Source organism: Serratia sp. BIGb0234 (assembly GCF_024809915.1).
GTDB classification, from domain to species: domain Bacteria; phylum Pseudomonadota; class Gammaproteobacteria; order Enterobacterales; family Enterobacteriaceae; genus Serratia; species Serratia liquefaciens.
The window spans coordinates 601,635-622,692 of sequence record NZ_JANUEI010000002.1; the positions used below are offsets into that span (position 1 = coordinate 601,635).

The 21,058-nt window shown below is 58.4% G+C and carries 16 protein-coding genes and 1 tRNA gene; 4 read left to right on the forward strand and 13 right to left on the reverse strand.

The genetic code is table 11. From position 1 onward, the window contains the following. Window positions 1–51: 51 nt before the first annotated feature. From M2407_RS09875 to citC, 7 genes are read right to left on the reverse strand one after another with little or no spacing between them, the layout of a single operon-like run. On the reverse strand, window positions 52–1,515 hold the full coding sequence (locus tag M2407_RS09875; protein ID WP_020827708.1) for an anion permease: 1,464 nt from the start codon (window positions 1,513–1,515) through the stop codon (window positions 52–54). Between the two features lie 39 nt (window positions 1,516–1,554). Further along, window positions 1,555–2,478 carry a triphosphoribosyl-dephospho-CoA synthase CitG gene (citG, locus tag M2407_RS09880; RefSeq protein ID WP_409049650.1) on the reverse strand — a complete coding sequence of 308 codons (924 nt, stop codon included), beginning with the start codon at window positions 2,476–2,478 and terminating at the stop codon, window positions 1,555–1,557. Then, a complete protein-coding gene (citX, locus tag M2407_RS09885) occupies window positions 2,459–3,007 on the reverse strand; it encodes a citrate lyase holo-[acyl-carrier protein] synthase (RefSeq protein ID WP_128865662.1) in 549 nt (182 codons plus the stop codon). Before citX ends, citG begins: the two co-directional genes overlap by 20 nt. 4 nt (window positions 3,008–3,011) lie before the next feature. Further along, window positions 3,012–4,517 (reverse strand): citrate lyase subunit alpha, encoded by a 1,506-nt coding sequence (citF, locus tag M2407_RS09890; protein WP_044552441.1) that lies wholly within the window; start codon window positions 4,515–4,517, stop codon window positions 3,012–3,014. Continuing rightward, complete coding sequence (citE, locus tag M2407_RS09895) at window positions 4,517–5,437, reverse strand: citrate (pro-3S)-lyase subunit beta (RefSeq protein ID WP_020827712.1); 921 nt, start codon at window positions 5,435–5,437, stop codon at window positions 4,517–4,519. Before citE ends, citF begins: the two co-directional genes overlap by 1 nt. After that, window positions 5,421–5,729 (reverse strand): citrate lyase acyl carrier protein, encoded by a 309-nt coding sequence (gene citD, locus M2407_RS09900; RefSeq protein ID WP_142814851.1) that lies wholly within the window; start codon window positions 5,727–5,729, stop codon window positions 5,421–5,423. The genes citE and citD overlap by 17 nt, the downstream gene beginning before the upstream one ends. Continuing rightward, entirely contained in the window at window positions 5,726–6,799 is a 1,074-nt protein-coding gene (gene citC / locus M2407_RS09905; RefSeq protein ID WP_259217844.1) for a [citrate (pro-3S)-lyase] ligase, read from the reverse strand. The genes citD and citC overlap by 4 nt, the downstream gene beginning before the upstream one ends. A 331-nt stretch (window positions 6,800–7,130) precedes the next feature. On the opposite strand from citC, the gene dpiA reads away from it, so the two are divergent. The 3 genes from dpiA (at window position 7,131) to M2407_RS09920 (ending at window position 11,209) form a co-directional block, all read left to right on the forward strand. Next, window positions 7,131–7,817: a two-component response regulator DpiA gene (dpiA, locus tag M2407_RS09910; RefSeq protein WP_046373127.1), complete on the forward strand. Its 687-nt coding sequence runs from the start codon at window positions 7,131–7,133 to the stop codon at window positions 7,815–7,817. A gap of 113 nt (window positions 7,818–7,930) precedes the next feature. Beyond that, window positions 7,931–11,020: a beta-galactosidase gene (locus tag M2407_RS09915; RefSeq protein WP_259217847.1), complete on the forward strand. Its 3,090-nt coding sequence runs from the start codon at window positions 7,931–7,933 to the stop codon at window positions 11,018–11,020. A gap of 113 nt (window positions 11,021–11,133) precedes the next feature. Continuing rightward, window positions 11,134–11,209 (forward strand) — tRNA-Asn (locus M2407_RS09920). Between the two features lie 151 nt (window positions 11,210–11,360). Here the strand turns inward: M2407_RS09920 and M2407_RS09925 are convergent. Together M2407_RS09925 and M2407_RS09930 are read right to left on the reverse strand one after the other, a co-directional pair. After that, on the reverse strand, window positions 11,361–12,095 hold the full coding sequence (locus M2407_RS09925; protein WP_259217849.1) for a 2-phosphosulfolactate phosphatase: 735 nt from the start codon (window positions 12,093–12,095) through the stop codon (window positions 11,361–11,363). A 263-nt stretch (window positions 12,096–12,358) separates the two neighbouring features. Next, a complete protein-coding gene (locus M2407_RS09930) occupies window positions 12,359–12,763 on the reverse strand; it encodes a DUF2251 domain-containing protein (RefSeq protein WP_142814933.1) in 405 nt (134 codons plus the stop codon). Window positions 12,764–13,416: 653 nt separating this feature from the next. On the opposite strand from M2407_RS09930, the gene katG reads away from it, so the two are divergent. Further along, window positions 13,417–15,615 carry a catalase/peroxidase HPI gene (gene katG, locus M2407_RS09935; protein WP_142814848.1) on the forward strand — a complete coding sequence of 733 codons (2,199 nt, stop codon included), beginning with the start codon at window positions 13,417–13,419 and terminating at the stop codon, window positions 15,613–15,615. 130 nt (window positions 15,616–15,745) lie between these two features. On the opposite strand, the gene M2407_RS09940 is transcribed toward katG, so the two are convergent. The 4 genes from M2407_RS09940 to M2407_RS09955 form a co-directional block, all read right to left on the reverse strand. After that, window positions 15,746–17,167 carry an MFS transporter gene (locus M2407_RS09940; RefSeq protein ID WP_234530175.1) on the reverse strand — a complete coding sequence of 474 codons (1,422 nt, stop codon included), beginning with the start codon at window positions 17,165–17,167 and terminating at the stop codon, window positions 15,746–15,748. Between the two features lie 190 nt (window positions 17,168–17,357). Next, window positions 17,358–18,548, reverse strand: coding sequence for a sugar transporter (locus M2407_RS09945; protein WP_115058468.1), 1,191 nt, complete (start codon window positions 18,546–18,548; stop codon window positions 17,358–17,360). 161 nt (window positions 18,549–18,709) lie between these two features. Continuing rightward, window positions 18,710–19,651 (reverse strand): sugar phosphate isomerase/epimerase, encoded by a 942-nt coding sequence (locus tag M2407_RS09950; protein WP_122079849.1) that lies wholly within the window; start codon window positions 19,649–19,651, stop codon window positions 18,710–18,712. A gap of 23 nt (window positions 19,652–19,674) precedes the next feature. Beyond that, complete coding sequence (locus M2407_RS09955; RefSeq protein ID WP_259217859.1) at window positions 19,675–20,853, reverse strand: Gfo/Idh/MocA family protein; 1,179 nt, start codon at window positions 20,851–20,853, stop codon at window positions 19,675–19,677. Window positions 20,854–21,058 lie beyond the last annotated feature (205 nt).

Genomic DNA, 21,058 nt, shown 5'->3' on the forward strand with positions numbered 1-21,058 from the left:
GAAAGGTCTGCTCAGCAGCCCTTCGCCGAGGGCCGCTGATAATTTAGAAAATCACATCCACAAACGCATGATCGGCCAGCCGATCAACAACAGCGCGGCGATGTACACCACGCCCAGAATACCGCCCATCCGCCAGTAGTCTTTCGACTTCACGTAGCCACAGCCGTAGATGATAACCCCAGGACCGGTGGCGTACGGCGTCAGCACGCCCATGATGCCGATCGACAGCACCAGCAGCATCGACAGCTGCTCCATAGGCACGCCCGGCAGGCCTTTACCGACGGCAAGGATCACCGGCAGCAGGGTTGCCGTGTGCGCCGACAGGCTGGCGAACAGGTAGTGAGCGAAGTAGAACACCAGGACCAGCGCCACGACCGTCATATCCGGCGAGAATCCGTCCAGATGGGTGCTCATGGTCAGCGCGAACCAGTCGATAAAACCGGAGCGCGTCAGGCCGTTGGCCATCACCACCAGCGTCGCCAGGTTCACCAAGGTGTTCCAGGCGCTGGAGTATTTGGTGATGTCCTTCCACGACACTACGTGCAAGGCCAGCATCAGCGATACCGCCAACAAACAGACCGTGGTGGCATCCAATATCTTGCCGCCAAACACCCACAGACACAGGCTGAGCAGCACCAGGCCAATCAGCGTGTACTCCTTGCGCGTCAGCTTGCCCATTTCCCCCAGCGCGCTATTGGCCCAGGAAGCGACTTCGCTGCTGTGCGTAACGCCCGGTTTGTACAGGTAATAGGAAATCAACGGCGCAATCACCAGCAGCAGCAGACCGACCGGCAGGAAGGCCAGGAACCACTGCATCCAGCTGATATGCACGCCGGCGATTTTGCTGACGAACTCGATGCCCAGCACGTTAGGCGCGGCGCCGGTGACGAACATCGAGGAGCTGATGCTGGTCCCGACCACCATCATCCACATCAGGTAACCGCCGATGCGCCGTGAGGAGGGATCGTTGGGGAAGGAATCAAACAGCGGCGGCAGGTTTTTCACCACCGGGAACACGGTGCCGCCGGTACGGGCGGTGTTGGACGGAGTAAAAGGCGCCAGCAGGATATCGATGATCACCACCGCATAACCGAGCGTCAGGGTACGCTTGCCCATAAACTTCACCAAAAACAGCGCAATGCGTCGCCCCAGCCCGGTGGCTTCGTAGCCGAGCGCAAAGATAAATGCGCCGAACACCAGCCAGACGGTGGTGCTGGAGAATCCGGCCAGCCCCCATTTCAGCGCCTCTTTACCGGCCTTGAAGCCCGGCTCCGCTAATTCCTGCGCCCCGAACAACACCCAGTTGGCGCTCAGCACGCTGAGGGTCACGGCGATAAAGCTGATCGCCGTCGCCGGGATCGGCTCCAGGATCATGCCGACAATCATCGCCACAAAAATGGCGAAGTAGCGCCAGGCCTGCGGCGGCATGCCGTCGGGCGTGGGTATCCAGAGCAGGATCGCCAGCACCAACAGCGGCGCCAGCGCTTTCCAGATTTTTTCCTTGGTTTCGGACATAAGTTTCTCCTGAAGACGGGTTATTTTTTTAGCTATACCCTAGGGATTCCAAGTTGTGGCTTGAAAGGCGGCGGGCTTAGTGGAATTCGGTAATTGCGCCAGCAGCCAGGTGACGATCAACAGATCGGCACTGCCACCTGGGCTGAGATTGCGGTGAATGCACTCGGCGTCGAACTGCCGCAGGCTTGCTATGCCCTGCTCGCCCTGGGCTCCCCCCTGCGCCAGCAGTTCGCCGGCACGCCGCTGCAACCAGCGCAGGCCTTCGAGACCGCCGCGTGAGGCGACGTTGGTGTCATCGTTGTTGGCCATTAGCCACAGCAGGCTGTCCATCAGCGCCGTTTGCTCATCGCACCCGGCGTTCAACCGTTGCAGGTACAGCGGCAGCGCACCGTTAATCACCCGCTCGAAGCCGGACTCTGCCTCGCCGCGCGCGCCGCTCAGGCCGTGTTGGGCAAACAGCCTTTGGCCGGCGGTCTGCAACGCATTGCGCTGTTGCAGCTCGCGCGCCACCAGCCCACGACACATCGACGCCACTTCGGCGCACAGCGTGGCGGCGTCAATAGGCTGTGGCCTCTGGGACAGGCGGCCGAAAGCGGTACAAAACAGGCCGAGGGAAAATACGCTGCCTTTATGGGTGTTGACGCCACCGGTGGCCTGGAACATGTGGTTTTCGCAGGCCAGCCCCAGCGGACGCAGCCTGACCAACTGCTCGGCTGCCGGGCAACGGGCGTCTTCCTGCCCCTGACGGACAAAGCGCGGCAACCAGATGCCGATGGCGCGGGCGCTGCGGTAAAAATGGCCGATGTTCATGTCCCGGTGGGCACCGTTGTTGTGGCGATCCACCAGCCCCGGTTTGGGCGTCAGGTTCACCTCGACCAACAGGGCGCGGTAGGCGGCATGGGCAAAGCCACTGACCGGCGCCGATGGGCTACACCGGGCGAGTTCAACGGGTTGAGAGCGCATCATTGAGCATCCTTTCCATTTCCTGCAGCAGCTGTTCGCTGCTGTGTCGCCGCTGACGGGCGCAGATTTTGGCCGGCTGGCTGCACAGCAGGCAGCGGCGCTCCGCCAGCCCCAGATCGCGGCGCGATAAAATACGGCCCTCGGGATCCAGCACGTCGATATCCCACAGCCGACCTATCGGCTGCTGAACCTCCAACTGCATGGCGCAGTCTTTCACCCGTTGGGCATCGGCCTGCAGCGCCATAAACCCTTCACAACCGGTGGAAAGCGCCAGCGCTTCCGCCTGTAGGCAGTGCCAGTTTTGCTCATGCCCCATTTGCTGCAGTGCCTGCCAGCCGAGGTTGAAGATGTTGCGGGTCAGGGCACTGTCTTTTACCGCACCGGGCACCACCAGCGTCAGCACCAGCAGCGTGGAAGCGTGCTGAGCCTGCCACGCCTGCTGCCGTGCCTGGCGGCACTCGCGGCTGGTCAGCAGTTCCGGCAGGCTAACGGTGCGGTTGGCGGCCAGTTCAGGAGGGACGCAGGTCATCACGTTACTCCGCCACCTGATGCACCACGTCGATCACCGAACCGTCGCGATAACGCACGACCGCCACCACTTTGTCGGTGAAGGCGATCGGCTGCGGTTCGCCGGTCAGCAACAGCGCACGCTGGCGCAGCCAGTCGATGCCAACCACCGGCAGCCCGGCCTCTTGCAGCCGCTGCGCCAACTCCGGCCGCGCCGGGTTAACAGCAATACCGTGATCGGTAACCAAAATGTCGATGCTGGAGCCCGGCGTGACGCAGGTGGTCACCTGCTCGACCAGCGTTGGAATGCGCCCGCGCACCAGCGGTGCGACGATGATCGCCAACCGTGCCGCCGCGGCGGTGTCGCAGTGACCGCCAGAAGCCCCGCGCAGCACGCCGTCGGAACCGGTCAGCACGTTGACGTTGAAGCCGGTATCGATCTCCAGCGCGCTTAGCACCACCACGTCAAGCCGGTCGACCGAAGCGCCCTTCGAACTGAAGTTGGCATACTGATTGGCGCTGATTTCAATGTGGTTGGGATTGCGCGCCAACGACATCGCCGCCGCGCGGTCAAAACTCTGCACGTCCAGCAGGCGAGCAATCAGCCCTTTTTCATGCAGATCCACCATGGTTGAGGTAATGCCGCCGAGGGCGAAACCGGCGCGAACGCCACGCGCGCGCATTTTGTCTTCCAGAAAACGCGTCACCGCCAACGAAGCCCCGCCGGTGCCGGTTTGCAGCGAGAATCCTTCGGTAAAGAAGCCGGAACCGGCAATCACTTCGGCAGCGCGGCGGGCAATCAGTAATTCACGCGGGTTAGAAGTCATGCGGGTGGCGTCGGCACCGATCTTGTCGGCGTCCCCCACTCGCTCGAGTTGAACAATCAGATCGACCCGATCCTGCGCCAGGCTGGCCGGATGATGTGGATAAGGCAGGATCGCTTCGGTCAGCAACACCACGGTGCCTGCGGTATCGGCATCCACTTTGGCGTAGCCCAGCGAACCGCAGCAGGCTTCGCCGCTGTAGCCGTTGGCATTGCCAAATTCGTCGCAGGCCGGAACCCCGAGGAAAGCGACGTCTATCGCCAGTTCACCGGACTCGATCAGGTTGACGCGGCCGCCGTGGGAGTGAATTTGTACCGGTTCGGCCAGCAGGCCGCGTGAGATGGCATCCGCCAGCGGGCCACGCAGGCCGGAGGTGTAAATGCGGCTCACCACCCCGTTGCGGATATGGCCGACCAGCGGCGCATGGCATTCGCTCAGCGAGCTGGAGGCCAGCGTCAGGTTGCGGAACCCCATCGCCGCCAGCGTTTCCATCACCTGATTCAGCGCCAGATCGCCGCCGCGAAACGCATGGTGGAAAGAGATGGTCATTCCGTCCTGCAAACCGCTGCGGCGTACCGCCTGTTCCAGCGTGTCGCAGCGTTTGATATCGCGCGGCTTGCGCGCCTGCAGGTTGGCCTTGGAGGCATCCTGATAGCAGCGCAGGTCCGCCAGGTTGTTCAGGGTCATCAGTCGTTGTTGGCGTTTCATTATGCTTCCTCTCCGTGCTGAACCGACGCTTCGCGGATGCCGGAAAGCGCTGCGCGTTGCAATACCAGCCGCGCGCGTTCAATCACCGGGCTGTCGACCATCTTGCCGTTGAGCGACACTACCCCGCGCCCTTCCTGCTCCGCCGCCGCCGCGGCATCCACCACCCGCTGGGCGTGAGCCACTTCCTTGGCGGTTGGCGCATACAGGTTGTGCAGCAGTTCAATTTGCCGTGGGTTAATCAGGGATTTGCCGTCGAAACCGAGCTGTTTGATCAGCGCCGCTTCCTGCAGGAAGCCGGTTTCGTTATTGGCATCGGAATACACGGTGTCGAACGCCTGAATGCCCGCGGCACGCGCCGCCTGTAATATCGAGCAACGCGCAAACAGCAGCTCAATGCCCTCCGGCGAACGTTCGGTACGCAGGTTGCGCACGTAGTCTTCCGCGCCGAGCGCGATGCCGATCAATCGCGGTGAGGCATGGGCGATGGCGACCGCCTGGGTGATCCCCGCCGCCGACTCAATCGCCGCCAGCAGGCCGGTACTGCCCACCGGACGCCCGCAGTCGGCTTCGATGGCGGCAATTTCGCGATCCATATCCACCACGTCCTGCGCGCTGTCGGTTTTCGGCAGGCGCACGATGTCCGCCCCGCCGCGCACTACCGCCTGCAGATCCGCCAGCCCGTAGGCGGAATCCAGCGCGTTGACGCGCACAATGGTTTCCACTTCCTGATACAGCGGGTGTTGCAACGCGTGATACACCAACCGCCGCGCGGCGTCTTTTTCGCGCAGGATCACCGAGTCTTCCAGATCGAACATCAGCGCATCGGCCTGATAGATAAAGGCGTTGCTCACCATGGCCGCATTGGCACCGGGCACGAACAGCATGCTGCGGCGCAGACGGTGTTTATTCAGCGTTTTCATGATGCGCCCCCCATGGCTGTAGGCCGTTGTCGCTGGCGCGCATCAGCGCGGTTTCCAGCCGGGCCCGCAGCACGCAGTCGAGCGCGCCTTTGTCGTCGACCATCACCTGCACCGGCTCCACCTGATAACGTTGCAGCACCTCCAGCAACGTTTGGCGGATGGCTTCGCCGAACTGTTTCTCTACGCTGCTGGCGATCAGCAGATCGTGTTCCGGCCCCTCGGCGGGGGCGATGCGCACCATGACATCGCTGGATTCCAGCGTGCCGGCCATTGCTTCTCGGATAATTTTCATCTTTCACCTGATTGTGCGGATTCAAAGGGGTGTGCCGCCGGCTTGGCCCGGCGCTGCGTTTGCAAATCTTGCAGGTAATACAGGGTGTCCGGCGGCACCAGCGGCGCGGCGGCGTGAAAGTCCCCGGCGGCCAGCAGCTTGCGCACCCAGGAGGCGGAGATCGCCGTGCCCTGATATTGCAAACGTTCGATTTCTACCAGCGCGATTGGCGGACTGGGTAGCGCCGGGGTTTCCAGCCAATAACGCATATCGCGGTTGTACTTGGCGGTGACCGCGCAGAAAGGCTCGTTGCCGACGAAGCGGTGGGTAATGCCCAACGCGGGCGCCAGATACTGACGGAAGATCTTCAGATCGATTTCGGTGTAGCAGTCGTCGGCAATACCTTGATCTTTAATGAAGTAACAAGGGAAGGTGGCGCGTGAAATGACGTATTGCGACCCTTCATGCACCGTCAGGTTAGGAATGTCTGCGGTGCCCGCCAGCACCAGCCGCCGCCGATCTTCATAGCTGAAGCGCGAAGTATTTTCCTTGACCAAAAACAGGTGCAGCCAGTCGCATTGCGCAGCGGCCTGGCGCACCAGGTATTGGTGGCCGCGGGTAAAGGGGTTGGCGTTCATCACGATACTGCCGATGGTGGTGCCCGGCCGGCGCTGGCTCGCTAACTGAGCGGCATAGCGTTTCAGCCGGCACGGGCTGTTTTCCATCAGCACCACGATGCCCGGCACCCGGGCGATGGGGTAGAAACCGCATTGCTGGAACAGCGGCTCATTTTGGATTTTGGTGTAGATAAACAGCTGGGTGTGATGGCGTTCATAAGCCAGATTCACCAGCTCCGTTGCCAACGTCAGCCCCAAACCTTCGCCGCGCATTTGCGGGCTGATGGCGACGCACTTGATAATATTGTCGGCAATGCCGCCGCAGGCGACCAACTTATCGTTTTGCGTCACGGTAATAAATATTTCAACCGTGGTGTCAATATTCAGATCGTTACTGCGCAGGAAAGCATTAATCTGCGCGATACTTTTATGATCGGACCTTTTGACTCGATTAAATAGGGTGTCGCCCAACATAACACGCTCTCTGGGTTAACTATTAAATAACAAAATAAATACAAAAAAGAGTGTCAATTAACATTTATTACAGGAATTAAAACCTTAAAAACCATGGAGATAAATCCGCCAAGGACACTTAATGAAACAATGGTAAACAGAAAAAAATAGCGAATTATTGACCTATTTCACAAACCCCTTTCGGTTAATAAGTTATTTAATGTTCTTTATTTACTTAATTATTTTTATGGTGTTTATTATTGAGATAATCTTTATTTTACGCGGCAATTAACTTACATTTTCGTAGCATATTGATCGCAATCTGCAAGACGACGGGGAGACGGGATTCACTATGGAATGGCTGAATATACTGATCGTCGAAGACGAAACGCCGCTGGCAGAAATGCACGCGGAATTTATCCGGCAAAACGGCGGCTGCCGACAAATCTGGTTGGCGGGTACCCTGGCGCAGGCCCGTACCATGGTCGAGCGCTTCAAGCCGGATCTGATCCTGCTGGATAACTTCCTGCCCGACGGCCAGGGCATTGAGCTGCTGCGCGAACTGACGCTGAGCGGTTATGCCGGCGGTATCGTCTTTATCACCGCCGCCAGCGACATGGACACCGTGGCCGAAGCCCTGCGCTACGGGGTGTTCGATTACCTGATCAAACCGCTGGCCTATGATCGGCTGGCCCACACGCTATTGCGCTTCAGCCAGCGGCACCAGGCGCTGAAGGATAAGGCACACCTTAACCAGCGCCGCATTGATCAGATGTTCAATACCTACGCCCGCGGCGAGCCTATGGCGACATTGCCGGCAGGCATCGATGAGCTGACGCTGGTTAAAATACGCGGCCTGTTCGAACAGCCCTCGGCCAGCCACACCGCTGAAAGCGTTGCGCAACAGATGGGGTTAAGCCGCACCACGGCACGCCGTTATCTGGAGTTTTGTACCGCCGCCCAGCAGCTGCGCGCCGAAATCATTTACGGCAAGGTAGGCCGTCCGCAGCGGATTTACCGGCCTGCTCAGCCAGAATAAGCGGTTATTTGATCGCCCCTGCAAGCTTGAATGTAACCGCTTTACTTTTTGGGTTCTCCTCAGCATCTTATTCGGCATGATGCCCCTCTACTCTGCCGACAGGACGATCGCCGATGAGTGCTCTGCCCTCTCCTTCCCTGAAAGACCTTATTGCCCGCCGGGACTGGCAAAATCCGGCCTGCACCCATTATCAGCGGCTGGCTGCGCATCCACCTTTTGCGAGCTGGCGCGATCTGAATGCGGCGCTTGACGACAGCCCCAGCAGCAGCCAGAAAACGTTAAACGGCGACTGGCAGTTCAGCTATTACCACAGCCCGCAGGCGGTGCCCGAAGCCTGGCTGCGGCAGGACCTGCCCGATGCCGACCGGCTGGCGGTGCCGTCCAACTGGCAACTTGCCGGTTATGACGCGCCGATCTACACCAACGTCCGCTACCCGATCCCGGTTAACCCGCCGCTGGTCCCGGAAGAAAACCCGACCGGTTGCTATTCCCGCCAGTTTACCGTCGATCCCGCCTGGCTGGCCGAGGGGCAGACGCGCATTATCTTTGACGGCGTCAACTCGGCGTTTTACCTGTGGTGCAACGGCCATTGGGTCGGCTATTCGCAAGACAGCCGTCTGCCCGCCGAATTTGACCTCAGTCCCTGGCTACAGGCCGGTGAGAACCGACTGGCGGTAATGGTGCTGCGCTGGTGCGATGGCAGCTATCTGGAAGATCAGGATATGTGGCGCATGAGCGGGATTTTCCGCGACGTCAGCCTGCTGCATAAACCCGCCGCCCACCTGAGCGATATTCGCATCACAACCCCGCTTTACGACGGCTTCCGCCGTGGTGAACTGGTGGTGGAAGCGCACGTCAATCGGCCGACACAGCACCGGGTGCAACTGCAGCTGTGGCGCGATGGCCAGCTGATTGGCGAAAAAATCCAGGCGCTCGGCAGCGAAATTATCGACGAGCGCGGTGCCTATGATGACCGCACAACGCTGCGTCTGCCGGTGGAACAGCCTGCGCTATGGAGCGCTGAAACCCCAACGCTGTACCGGGCCACGCTGGCACTGTTGGCACCAGACGGGGAAATTATTGAGGTGGAAGCCTATGACGTTGGCTTCCGTCAGATCGACATCAGCAACGGGTTGCTGAAGCTGAACGGCCAGCCGCTGCTGATCCGCGGCACCAACCGGCATGAACATCATCCGCAGCACGGCCAGGTGATGGATGAAGCCACGATGCGCCACGACATTCTGTTGATGAAACAGCACAACTTCAATGCGGTGCGCTGCTCGCACTACCCCAATCACCCGCTGTGGTACCGGTTGTGCGACCGCTATGGGCTGTACGTGGTCGACGAAGCCAATATTGAAACCCACGGCATGCAGCCGATGAACCGGCTTTCCGACGATCCGCTGTGGCTACCGGCGATGAGCGAGCGCGTGACGCGCATGGTGCAGCGGGATCGCAACCACCCCTGCATTATTATCTGGTCTCTGGGCAACGAATCCGGCCACGGCTGCAACCACGACGCGCTTTATCGCTGGGTGAAAAGCCAGGACCCTACTCGCCCGGTGCAGTATGAAGGCGGCGGCGCCAACAGCGCCGCGACCGACATTATCTGCCCGATGTACGCCCGGGTGGATCAGGATCAGCCGTTCCCTGCCGTGCCCAAGTGGTCGATCAAGAAGTGGATCGGCCTGCCGGATGAACAGCGGCCGCTGATCCTGTGCGAATACGCTCACGCGATGGGCAACAGCTTCGGCGGTTTTGACCGTTATTGGCAGGCCTTCCGCCAGTATCCGCGCCTGCAAGGTGGCTTCGTCTGGGACTGGGTCGATCAGGCACTCACCCGCCGCGATGACAACGGAGATGAATACTGGGCCTACGGCGGCGACTTCGGCGACACGCCTAACGATCGGCAATTCTGCCTTAACGGTCTGGTGTTCCCCGATCGCACGCCACATCCGGCGCTGTTCGAGGCGCAACGCGCCCAGCAATTTTTCCAGTTTGCCTTCGATGCCACAACGCTGACGTTGACCGTCAGCAGCGAGTATCTGTTCCGCCATAGCGATAACGAACGGCTGGACTGGCGGCTGGAGCTGGACGGCGTAGAACGCGCCAGCGGCAGCTTTGACCTCGCGCTACCGCCGCAGGGCAGCGCCAGCTTCCACCTGCTAGACCGCTTGCCGATACTTCATCAGCCCGGCGAGCTGTGGCTGAATGTCGCGGTGGTACAGCCCAAGGCCACCGACTGGTCCGAAGCCAACCATCGCTGCGCCTGGGATCAATGGCCGGTACCGCGCACGCTGTATTTGGCGCCGCCAGCAACGAAAGGCGTTGCCCCACAGCTGAGCCAGAATGACCGGACGATTGAGATCAGCCATGGCGAGCAACGCTGGCAGTTTACCCGCGAAAATGGCCTCCTGAGCCAATGGTGGCAAGATGGCGAAGCGCTGCTGCTGACGCCGCTGCAAGATAACTTTATCCGTGCGCCGTTGGATAACGACATTGGCATCAGCGAAGTGGAACGTATCGATCCCAATGCCTGGGTCGAACGCTGGAAGCTGGCCGGCATGTACCGGCTGGAAGAGCACTGCGTGCTGCTGCAGGCCGATCTGCTGAGCGACGGCGTAAGGGTGGTGAGCGAGCACCGGTTCGGGGTAGATGGGGAAACGCTGTTATGCAGCCGCAAACAGTGGTTGTTCGACAGCCAGGGCGCGGTCAGCGTCAGCGTTGACGTCGCAATCGCCGCCAGCTTGCCGCCACCGGCGCGTATCGGCCTGACCTGCCAACTGGCGGACCCCCATCCGCAGGCACAATGGCTGGGCCTGGGGCCGCATGAAAACTATCCGGACCGTCGCCTTGCCGCGCAATTCGGGCGCTGGCAACGACCGCTGGAAGAACTGCACACGCCGTACATCTTCCCCGGCGAAAACGGCCTGCGCTGCGACACCCGCCAGTTGCAGTACGGCGACTGGCACGTCGACGGGCAGTTCCACTTTTCACTCAGCCGCTACGGCCTGCGTCAGCTGATGGACTGTAGCCACCAACACCTGTTGCAGCCGGAAGCCGGTACCTGGCTCAACCTGGACGGCTTCCATATGGGGGTCGGCGGCGACGATTCCTGGAGCCCAAGCGTCAATGCGGACTACCTGCTCAGCCGCAGCCATTACCACTATCAGCTGCGGTTAAAACGCGCGGAACTGGGCTAAATCTGCCAAAACGTCAACGGGTTGCGCATTCTGTAAGCAAACAGTCACAGAATGCGTAATCCGCCTTTGACATGCTGCCAACACCCCGTTATGATTCCGGCCGTTCACACGATTCCTCTGTAGTTCAGTCGGTAGAACGGCGGACTGTTAATCCGTATGTCACTGGTTCGAGTCCAGTCAGAGGAGCCATATTAGAGAAGCCCGCTCAGGGAAACCTGAGCGGGCTTTTTGCTTTTGAGGTTTTGGTTGGCGGCTTGGGGTGAAGAGCGGACGATTGCTCTGCAAAATGCAAAAATAGTCAGGCAGTACGGGGTCAACGGAGCTGGAACAGATTAATCAGTTATTCTAAACCTGAAGCATAAACGTCCCCGTATAACTGACACGCGAGCTTAGCTGTATCGGTTTCAAGGCAAAGTTCGACATCCCTCTGAAACCCGCGCTGCTGAAGTTCACTGGCTGAAGAGCATTCGTAAAGAGGACGCAGATTTTGCTGTTGATAAAATTGCCAGGCTGCTAATGCTGCCCGTGCTTCTGGTGAACAGTTTCTGCGTCCTATCGCAGCGATAATGCCACCAGCTGCTACATAATCTTCAACACAAGGACGGATGCTCCCATCAGGCCATCGCTCTCCGCAGGGGATGATCAGAATACGTTTAAAGGTGCTACATGCATTTGCAGTTGCTGACATATTCCTGAAACAGCCGCTGAAAACCTCAATCCCGACATCCCGTGCCCGGAAAGAAATAGCCGATCCATTAGGGGATGGAAGTACCAGTTTTTCACCATCGGTTATGTTTTGAATAGAAACAGGCGACAGGCTGTAATCTTCACCACTAAATCTTCTGTTAGGATTGGCTACCTTTGCTCCTATTTTCATGCCATATTCGTTCGCGGATTCATCTTTCCACGAATAAGGGTAAATTCGGGCACCATTTTCAACAGCCAGACTCACACACGTGGAAAAGGACATAACGTCAACTATCACAGCACAATCTGTTTCTTCGGCTAAATAATCGACAGCTGCAAGTCCCCATTCAAGGCGAACCTCGAACCTGTTTTGGCTGTACCATTCCATCATGCCTCCCGGTTAACGTTTTACTGTAAGTTGAATTTAACATCGCAATGCTGAGCATCGTTTTTTTAAAAATAGCACTATGGTATGTCCACTTCTGGCACGGACTGGACAGAAAGCTAGGCCATAAGGTCCGCTTTGAGCGAGAAGCGGACATTCTGAATACATAGTTTATCTCCTGAAAGTCCAGGAAATCGTCCGCCCCCTTCAGAGTGACATTTTCAATATGGATAGATAATAACGGCAGGCGTTAAGCCCACCGTAACTCACCGGAAAAAGTCATCCACCGAATCGCTCCACTCATGGCCGGACACAGACCATACCTTGTTTATCGGGGGAGGAAATCCACTTCTGCAGTACCCATTTTTCCCAACGAAATCGAACGCTCCATGAGGATATCCGTTGATAAGGAGCACGCACTTCTGACTGTCTTCTGACCAGCCGATTTTAACGTCAGAAGGAATGTGGCCGTCTGAAATATCCTCGACATTGTAGATATACACTGCATCCTGAATCGGGTTTCCTTCAACGGACTCATCAAGCGCGTAGAAATACCCGGTCTGGCCGTCGTCTTCAAATACGGCGGCCAGCATACCCTCAGGAGCCAGGCTTTTTATCACCTGCGCTTCTCCAACAATGAGTTGAGCCTGTATCGTCACTAAAATCGTCATACCGATTACTCTCCTTTCCCTGGTTGTTTGATTAGGCTGCATTCAAACTGACAAGCAATTTACCATAACATCCCTGCGATGAAATAAGCCCGTGACCTGCGCCCACTTTGTTGACACACAATTGCTTTAGAAAGGTCTGCTTCTGGCACAAAACAGACCTATCATCTTTCCAACCACAACCTCATCGCCATAGTTTGGCTAGAAATTCCTCTATCAGCACACCAACAATTAATTAGCTTATTATTAGGTTAATATTGGACAGGTTATTTCCTCTCAGAGATACCATTTTATAACCTCCCACCAAAAAAGCATTAATCAAGAAATCCCCTTTATTAACGCAACGCCTCGCTTCCCTCCCCTCAGCACCCCTATCAATAAAATAAAATTCAATAGCCAAAAACTATCACAACATTCAACTATTCCTATTTTATCTATCTGCATCTACTGACTACGCTTAATGCTGAGTATCGATAGGCTCCCCGCTGCGAGCCTGACGAAGAGAGATCATTTTTTATTTTTGTAAATCAGTTGATTAGATAAACCCTTAGCGCAACACCCGATGTGGGCTTTCGCCCGCGATAGCAAGCTAACGGCTCCCTCAGGCATCAGATATTTCGGGTCTGGCGAGCAACCTACGAAGCAGAGAGCGCAACATGACAACTGAAAGCAAATGCCCCTTTTCGGGCGGCGGTAAACTGAATGCACCGCGCCGCGGCCCTTCGAATCAAGACTGGTGGCCCAACCAACTTAGCCTGAAGCCGCTGCACCAACACTCCCCCCTCTCCAACCCGATGGACCCGGATTTCGACTACGCCAAAGCCTTCAACAGCCTTGATCTGGCGGCGGTGAAACAAGACCTGCACGCCCTGATGACCGACTCGCAGGAGTGGTGGCCGGCAGACTTTGGCCACTATGGCGGCCTGTTCATCCGCATGGCCTGGCACAGCGCCGGGACCTACCGCATCGGCGACGGTCGCGGCGGTGCGGGTGAAGGCCAGCAGCGTTTTGCGCCGCTCAACAGTTGGCCCGACAATGTCAGCCTCGATAAGGCCCGCCGCCTGCTGTGGCCGATTAAGCAAAAATATGGCCGTAAAATTTCCTGGGCCGACCTGATTATCCTGACCGGCAACGTGGCGCTTGAATCCATGGGCTTTAAAACCTTTGGCTACGCGGGCGGCCGCGCCGACACCTGGGAACCGGATGATGTTTACTGGGGGTCGGAAAAGATCTGGCTGGAACTGAGCGGCGGTCAGAACAGCCGCTACTCGGGCGATCGCGACCTTGAAGACCCATTGGCCGCAGTGCAAATGGGCCTGATCTACGTCAACCCGGAAGGCCCGGACGGCAACCCCGATCCGGTCGCTGCGGCGCGCGACATCCGCGAAACCTTCGCCCGCATGGCGATGAACGACGAAGAAACCGTGGCGCTGATTGCCGGTGGCCACACCTTCGGCAAGACCCACGGCGCGGGCCCGGCGTCGCACGTCGGTGACGATCCTGAAAGCGCAGGCCTTGAGCTGCAGGGCCTCGGCTGGCATAGCAGCTTCGGTACCGGCAAGGGTAAAGACGCCATCACCAGCGGTTTGGAAGTCACCTGGACCACCACCCCAACCCAGTGGAACCACGACTTCTTCCGGCACCTGTTCGAATACGAGTGGGAGCTGACGCAAAGTCCGGCCGGTGCACACCAGTGGGTGGCCAAAGACGTCGGTGAAACCATTCCCGATGCCTTCGATCCCAACAAAAAGCAGCGCCCGACCATGCTGACGACTGACCTGTCGCTGCGTTTCGATCCGGCCTATGAAAAGATCTCACGTCGTTTCTATGAACATCCCGATCAGCTTGCCGATGCCTTCGCTCGGGCCTGGTACAAACTGACCCACCGCGATATGGGGCCGCGCGCTCGCTATCTCGGTCCGGAAGTGCCGGCCGAAGAGCTGATTTGGCAGGATCCGATCCCGGCGGTCGATCATCAGTTGATCAACGATCAGGATATTGCCGATCTTAAAACCCGGATCCTGGCCTCGGGTCTGCCGGTATCGGTGCTGGTTTCCACCGCCTGGGCATCCGCCTCCAGCTTCCGCGGTTCCGACAAACGCGGCGGCGCCAACGGGGCGCGTATTCGTCTGGCGCCACAAAAGGATTGGGCGGTGAACGAGCCTGCTCAGTTGGCACAAACCCTGGCCACGTTGGAAGGTATTCAGCAGGCCTTTAACCAGGCGCAGTCAGGTAATAAACGCGTCTCGCTGGCGGATGTGATCGTGCTGGCCGGTGCGGCCGGCATCGAAAAGGCGGCGATCAGCGCCGGGCACCCGGTGAGCGTTCCCTTCACGCCGGGCCGCATGGACGCAACGCAGGAGCAGACCGACGTCGAATCCTTCGAAGCGATGGAACCGGTGGCCGATGGCTTCCGCAACTACCTGAAGCAGCAATTCAGCGTGCCGGCCGAGGCGCTGTTGGTCGATAAAGCGCAGCTGTTGACTCTGACCGCACCGGAAATGACGGTATTGGTGGGCGGGTTACGGGTGCTGAACGCCAACGTCGGTCAAAGCCAGCACGGCGTGTTGACCCAACGCCCACAGGCGCTGACCAACGACTTCTTCGTCAATTTGCTGGATATGGGCACCACCTGGAAGGCGGCCAACGAAGACGGCGTGTTTGAAGGGCGCGACAGCCAAACGGGTGCGCTCAAATGGACGGCGACGCGTGCCGATCTGATCTTCGGTTCGCACTCTCAGCTGCGGGCTTTGTCGGAAGTTTACGGCAGCGCAGACGCCCAGGGCAGCTTCGTACGCGACTTTGTCGCCGCCTGGACTAAGGTGATGAACCTCGATCGTTTTGATCTCGCCTAAGAGATGTAACGGGCGCAGCATGCAGCGCCCCTACGCCAAACACCAGTGAAGGCTTTGTCAGTAGCCTGAAAGCCCGCTTAGGTCAGCTTAAGCGGGCTTTTTATTTCACAGGATCTCACGCGAGTAGTACTCAGATATTTTCCAGATCGATACCGCGCGTTTTCGGGCCAAACACGCCGATCACCACCATCACAATCAGCATGCTGGCCACGATAAACGCAATAACCCCCACCGAGCCGCCGTATTGCAGAATGATGCCGATGATCAGGCTGCTGAATACCGTCGACAGTCGGCTGAACGAATAGCAGAAGCCGACAGCGCGGGCGCGTATGTAGGTCGGGAACACTTCCGATTGATAAGAATGGTAGCTGTAGGTCAGCCAGGCATTGGACCAGGTGATGAAGAAACCGCAAAGGATCAGCCAGACGGGGTTGTTTTGCAGGGCAAACAGCGAGCCGAAGATCACCGTCACCAGGCAGGAAAGTACAATCTGCCACTTGTTTTCCATCTTGTCGGCATAGCGGCTGCACAGCAGCGATCCCAACGGGTAAGCCAGAGTAATAAAGAAGGCATACAGCAAGCTGTGGGTGATGGAGGCTCCCTTTCCGGCCAGCAAAGCGGGCAGCCAGTTGCCAAAGCCAAAGAATCCGATGGCCTGGAAGAAATTCATCACCACCAGCATCAGGGTACGACTGCGGTAACGCGGCGACCAAATATCCTTAAAGCTCCCCTGCGCCGGCATTTCGCTGTGTGCTTGCGCGTCATGCGCGGGGAAATCCGCCGTATGGGTGACGCCGCAACGTCGTTCCATCGCCTGCATCACCTGCCGGACCTCCGGGTAGCGCCGCTGCTGTGCCAGCCAGCGCGGCGATTCCGGCAGGCCTTTACGCACCAGCCAGATCACCAGCGAAGCCACCGCACCGGCGATCACCACGTAACGCCAGCCGCTCAGGCCCAGGATGGTTTGCGGCACCAGCCACCACGACATTAACGCCACCGTCGGCACCGAGAGAAACTGAATGAAGAAGGAAAAGGCAAACGCCCGGGTGCGCAGATGTGCGGGCACCCATTCGGTCAGGTAAGTATCGATCGTCACCAGCTCAATACCCAAGCCGACGCCAACCAAAAAGCGCAGGAAGATCACCCATTCGGCCTGATGCTGAAAAGCCAGACACAGCGAAAAGATGCCATACCAGGCCAGGGCAAACATAAAGGTGGTGCGGCGGCCAAAGCGGTCGGCATAGGGGCTGAGCAGGCTGGCGCCGATAAACAGGCCAAGGAATGTGGCGGAGGCGAATGCCGCCTGGTCGGAGACACCGAACACGCCCTGCGCTCCGGTATGGAAGATGCCTTCGGCGATTAAGCCGGTGCTGATGTATCCGGTCTGGAACAGGTCGTAGAGTTCAAAAAAGCCGCCTAACGCCAGCAAAGCAATAAACCGCCACAGCCCGGCGGAGGTGGGCAATGCATCTATTCTTGCTGACAGATCCCGTTCATGGATCGGCGACTGGGCCGCCCCCACGCTTCCCGCAACCAAAGACTCACTCACCATTAACCTCGCCATAACATAATCGATAGTTTTCTATGCTATCGGCTCGGCGTCGGAGTTAAATATTTAATTAGCAGACTATGAAAAAATTTTAAGCATAAAAAACTGCAGCAATCTGTTTTGCTGAGAGAAAATTCAACCGGAGTAGCAATGCACGACAGCGAACTGATGGCCCGCTGTCGTGCGGTGGGGCTTAGCGGATGTGGTGGTGTTGCAGGCGTTCGCCGCGGTAAAAGTTCAGCACACACCAGCCGAGGGCAATCAGCGCCAGCGGTGCAGCGACAAAACCGATGTTGCCCATGCCCAGATGCTGGCTGACCTGGTTACCCAGCAGCGCGCCGCCGCCGATACCAAAGTTGTACAGCCCGGAGTAGATCGACATCGCCACGTCGGTGGCGTCCGGCGCCAGGTTTAACACCTTGGCCTGCATCGACAGGCCAATCGCCATAATGGCCATGCCCCACACCGCAAACAGCAGCGTCAGGTGATTTTCATTGCCGGAGGCCGGCAACAGCAGCAGCAGGCTCAGCATCAACAGCGCGATGGCGCCGATGAAAAAGCCCGACGGAAAACGTTCGCTGAAGCGGCTAAACAGCAGGCTGCCAATGATACCGGCGGCGCCGAACAGCAACAGCATCAGCGTGGTGAAGTTTTCCGACAGCCCGGCCACGGTCTGAATAAAGGGTTCGATATAGCTGTAGGCGGTGAAATTCGCCGTCACCACGATGATGGTCAGCATATACAGGCTGACCAGCGCCGGACGCTTAAACAGCATTGGCACGCTGGACAGTGAACCGGAATGCTCGCTTTTCAGCACCGGCAGCAGACGCCACAGCAGCACCAGCGCCAGGGTGGCGCAAACCGCGATGCCGATAAAGGTCATGCGCCAGCCGAGGATCTGACCAATCACGCGGCCCAGCGGCAGGCCGAGCACCATGGCCAGCGCGGTACCGCCGGCCAGCAGGCTCAGCGCCTGCGCCTTTTTGCCCGCCGGGGCGACCCGGATCGCCAGCGAGGCGGTGATCGACCAGAATACCGCGTGGGCCAGCGCCACACCGGCACGGGAAATCACCAGCGTGGTGAAGTTCCAGGCCACTGCGGTCAGCACATGGCTGGCGATAAACAGTATGAACACCCCGATCAGCAGCTTGCGCCGTTCAATTTTGCTGGTGAGCAGCATACACACCAGAGAGGCGGAGGCGACAATCCAGGCGTAAATGGTGATGATCAAACCCACTTGCTCGGTTTGCATTGAGAAACTTTTGGCGATGTCGCTCAGCAACCCCACCGGAATAAATTCGGTGGTATTGAAGATAAAGGCCGAGACGGCAAGGATGACCACGCGCAACCAGGCGGTTGAGCGAGATACCTGGGTTTGTTCCATGTTAAACGGGATCCGGACAGGTGCGGGAAGTAGCGATATTTTAACCAACTGCCGGGGTAAATGCGATATAGATCACACTTTTATTGGCCTGTTTTTTTCGACAGTCTTTTGCCGCGCAAAGGCCTGCAAACCTGCAGGCCTTTGGCAGAAATAAACAGGCGTTATTGGCTGATGCAGCGTTGTAACGCCTCAACCGAGGTATGAATACCGGCATCGACCGACATGGTCAGATCCTCCATCTCCAGCGAGACCCAGTCGTTGTAACCCATCATGCGTACCACCGAGAAGAATTCCTTCCACCACTGCAAATCCTGCCCGCACCCGACGGCCACATAGTTCCAGGCACGTTGTGCAACCTGTTCCACCGGCCGGGTTTCCAGCAGCCCGTTGACCGCCACTATCCCCCTTTCCAGCCGCACATCTTTGCCGTGCACGTGGTGGATCGCGTCCCCCAGGCGCCGTGCGACGGCAATCGGATCGGCCCCCATCCAGATCAGATGGCTGGGATCGAGGTTCAAGCCCACCATCGGCCCCACCGCGTCGCGCAGCCTGAACAGCGTGTCCGGGTTCCACACCAGCATCGAGCTGAAATTTTCCAGCGCGAACTTCTCTATGCCGAACGCCTGCGCCTTATCCACCAGCTTCTGCCAATACGGGATCGCCACCTCGTTCCACTGGTAGTCCAGGCAGTTTTTCAGCGTCGGCGGCCAACTGACGGTATAGGTGATCCAGTTAGGGATGCTGTCGCCGGGCGCCGCAGGCGGCAATCCGCTCATCATAACAATTTTTTTCACCCCCAGGCCGGCGGCCAGCGCCAGCGTGTTGTCGGTCTCATGGCGGTGTTTTTCGCCCAGCACGCCGGGCTCCAGCGGATTACCGGAAACGTTCAGCGCCGCAATTTTCATGCCGCGGCTTTCCAGCGCCGCCATCAGCCGCCGCCGTTTGCCCGCGTCCTGCAACAGCGCCACGGTGTCCAGATGCGGTGCCGAAGACCAGCCGCCGGTGGTCATTTCCACGCCAAACACCCCCAGTTCGCCCAGGCGATCCAGCATGGCTTCAAACGGCAGGTGGCCCAGGCTATCGGTACAAAAAGAAAGTTTCATGCTCTTGCTCCGGATAAATAGGTTTATTCAAAGGCCACCCAACGGGCGCCCTGGTTGGCGGAACGCACGCAGTTTTCAATCCAGCGCACGCCCTCGATCCCGGCGTCGATATCCGGATACACCAGTTGCGCCAGCGCCTGCCGATCGCCGCGGCGGGTAGCGTCGATAGCCAGAGCAAATTTCAGGTAGATGTTGGCCCAGGATTCGGTCAGGCCTTCGGTATGCAAAGCCCCCAGCCGTTCCCAGGCGTTGCAGGTATCGTCCAGATACGCCATGCCGCGATACAGCGTCTGGTTTGGCTGCCCCTGCACCTCGTAGCGCAGCTCGCTGGGGTTGATGTCGCTCCACTCCAGGCTGGCCTTCGACCCCACGATGCGAATGCGCTGGCTGCTCATCGCGCCAGCATTCACCGATGAAGCCCACATCCGCCCTACCGCGCCACTTTCATAGCGCATCATCACCAGCGCGTTGTCTTCCAGCGGCGCACGCGAGGGAATAAAACTTTGCCGATCGCAGAGCAGCTCGCGGATCTGCATCTGCGGCATGACCAATTGGGAGAGGTAGTAGGTGTGGGTGGAAATATCCCCCAGCACAAAGCTCGGGCCTGAGATCTTGGGGTCAATGCGCCATTTCTGCGCTTCGCTGAGGCGATCCACTTCGTCCGTGGCATTAAAACCGTGGGTATATTGCAGATCCACCATCCGTACTTCGCCAATCTGGCCGTTGGCGATCATCGCGCGCATTTGCAGCAGCAGCGGGTGGCCGGAGAAACCGTAAGTCACGCCGACGATCAGGTTTTTTTCCGCCGCCAGCGCTTTAATTTCATAGGCTTCCTGGCTGGTGAAAAACAGCGGTTTCTCGCAGATGACGTGCAACCCGGCCTGCAGCGCCGCACGGGTAATTTCGTAATGCGTGCCGTTCGGCGTCGCTACCGACACCACTTCAATGCCGTCCTCACGCAGCGCCTCTTGAGCGAACAACGTGTGGTAATCTTCATAGCAGCGTTCGGCCGCTACCCCCAGGTTCACGCCAAACTCGCGGCCGCGATCCGGCACGATATCAAACGCGCCGGCCACCAGCTCAAAAGCGGTATTATCCCGTAGCGCCCCGCAGCGATGCTTGTATCCCACCTGCCCCAACCGCCCGCCGCCGACCATTGCCCAGCGCAGAGGGCGCGCCGTTTTTCTTTCGCCATTTAGCATAGTTGCTCCCGAAACCTTGGATTTCACTGTTTTCGTCGCATTGCACCCGGGTGCAAATTTTAACTGCACCCGGGTGCAAAATTAGGTAGCAACTTGACCGCTCAACAAATGCCACTTGCGATGGACTATTGGAGAGGGTTAAAAATAAGTCAAATGCGCCATAATAAATCTGCCGATCAGGATCACAAAATACCGCTAAAAAGAT

Excerpts from the sequence above, each read along its gene's own strand:
- M2407_RS09875 (WP_020827708.1), bottom strand. The coding sequence starts at position 1,515 with ATGTCCGAAACCAAGGAAAAAATCTGGAAAGCGCTGGCGCCGCTGTTG.
- citG (WP_409049650.1), bottom strand. The coding sequence starts at position 2,478 with ATGCGCTCTCAACCCGTTGAACTCGCCCGGTGTAGCCCATCGGCGCCG.
- citX (WP_128865662.1), bottom strand. The coding sequence starts at position 3,007 with ATGACCTGCGTCCCTCCTGAACTGGCCGCCAACCGCACCGTTAGCCTG.
- citF (WP_044552441.1), bottom strand. The coding sequence starts at position 4,517 with ATGAAACGCCAACAACGACTGATGACCCTGAACAACCTGGCGGACCTG.
- citE (WP_020827712.1), bottom strand. The coding sequence starts at position 5,437 with ATGAAAACGCTGAATAAACACCGTCTGCGCCGCAGCATGCTGTTCGTG.
- citD (WP_142814851.1), bottom strand. The coding sequence starts at position 5,729 with ATGAAAATTATCCGAGAAGCAATGGCCGGCACGCTGGAATCCAGCGAT.
- citC (WP_259217844.1), bottom strand. The coding sequence starts at position 6,799 with ATGTTGGGCGACACCCTATTTAATCGAGTCAAAAGGTCCGATCATAAA.
- dpiA (WP_046373127.1), top strand. The coding sequence starts at position 7,131 with ATGGAATGGCTGAATATACTGATCGTCGAAGACGAAACGCCGCTGGCA.
- M2407_RS09915 (WP_259217847.1), top strand. The coding sequence starts at position 7,931 with ATGAGTGCTCTGCCCTCTCCTTCCCTGAAAGACCTTATTGCCCGCCGG.
- M2407_RS09925 (WP_259217849.1), bottom strand. The coding sequence starts at position 12,095 with ATGGAATGGTACAGCCAAAACAGGTTCGAGGTTCGCCTTGAATGGGGA.
- M2407_RS09930 (WP_142814933.1), bottom strand. The coding sequence starts at position 12,763 with ATGACGATTTTAGTGACGATACAGGCTCAACTCATTGTTGGAGAAGCG.
- katG (WP_142814848.1), top strand. The coding sequence starts at position 13,417 with ATGACAACTGAAAGCAAATGCCCCTTTTCGGGCGGCGGTAAACTGAAT.
- M2407_RS09940 (WP_234530175.1), bottom strand. The coding sequence starts at position 17,167 with ATGGTGAGTGAGTCTTTGGTTGCGGGAAGCGTGGGGGCGGCCCAGTCG.
- M2407_RS09945 (WP_115058468.1), bottom strand. The coding sequence starts at position 18,548 with ATGGAACAAACCCAGGTATCTCGCTCAACCGCCTGGTTGCGCGTGGTC.
- M2407_RS09950 (WP_122079849.1), bottom strand. The coding sequence starts at position 19,651 with ATGAAACTTTCTTTTTGTACCGATAGCCTGGGCCACCTGCCGTTTGAA.
- M2407_RS09955 (WP_259217859.1), bottom strand. The coding sequence starts at position 20,853 with ATGCTAAATGGCGAAAGAAAAACGGCGCGCCCTCTGCGCTGGGCAATG.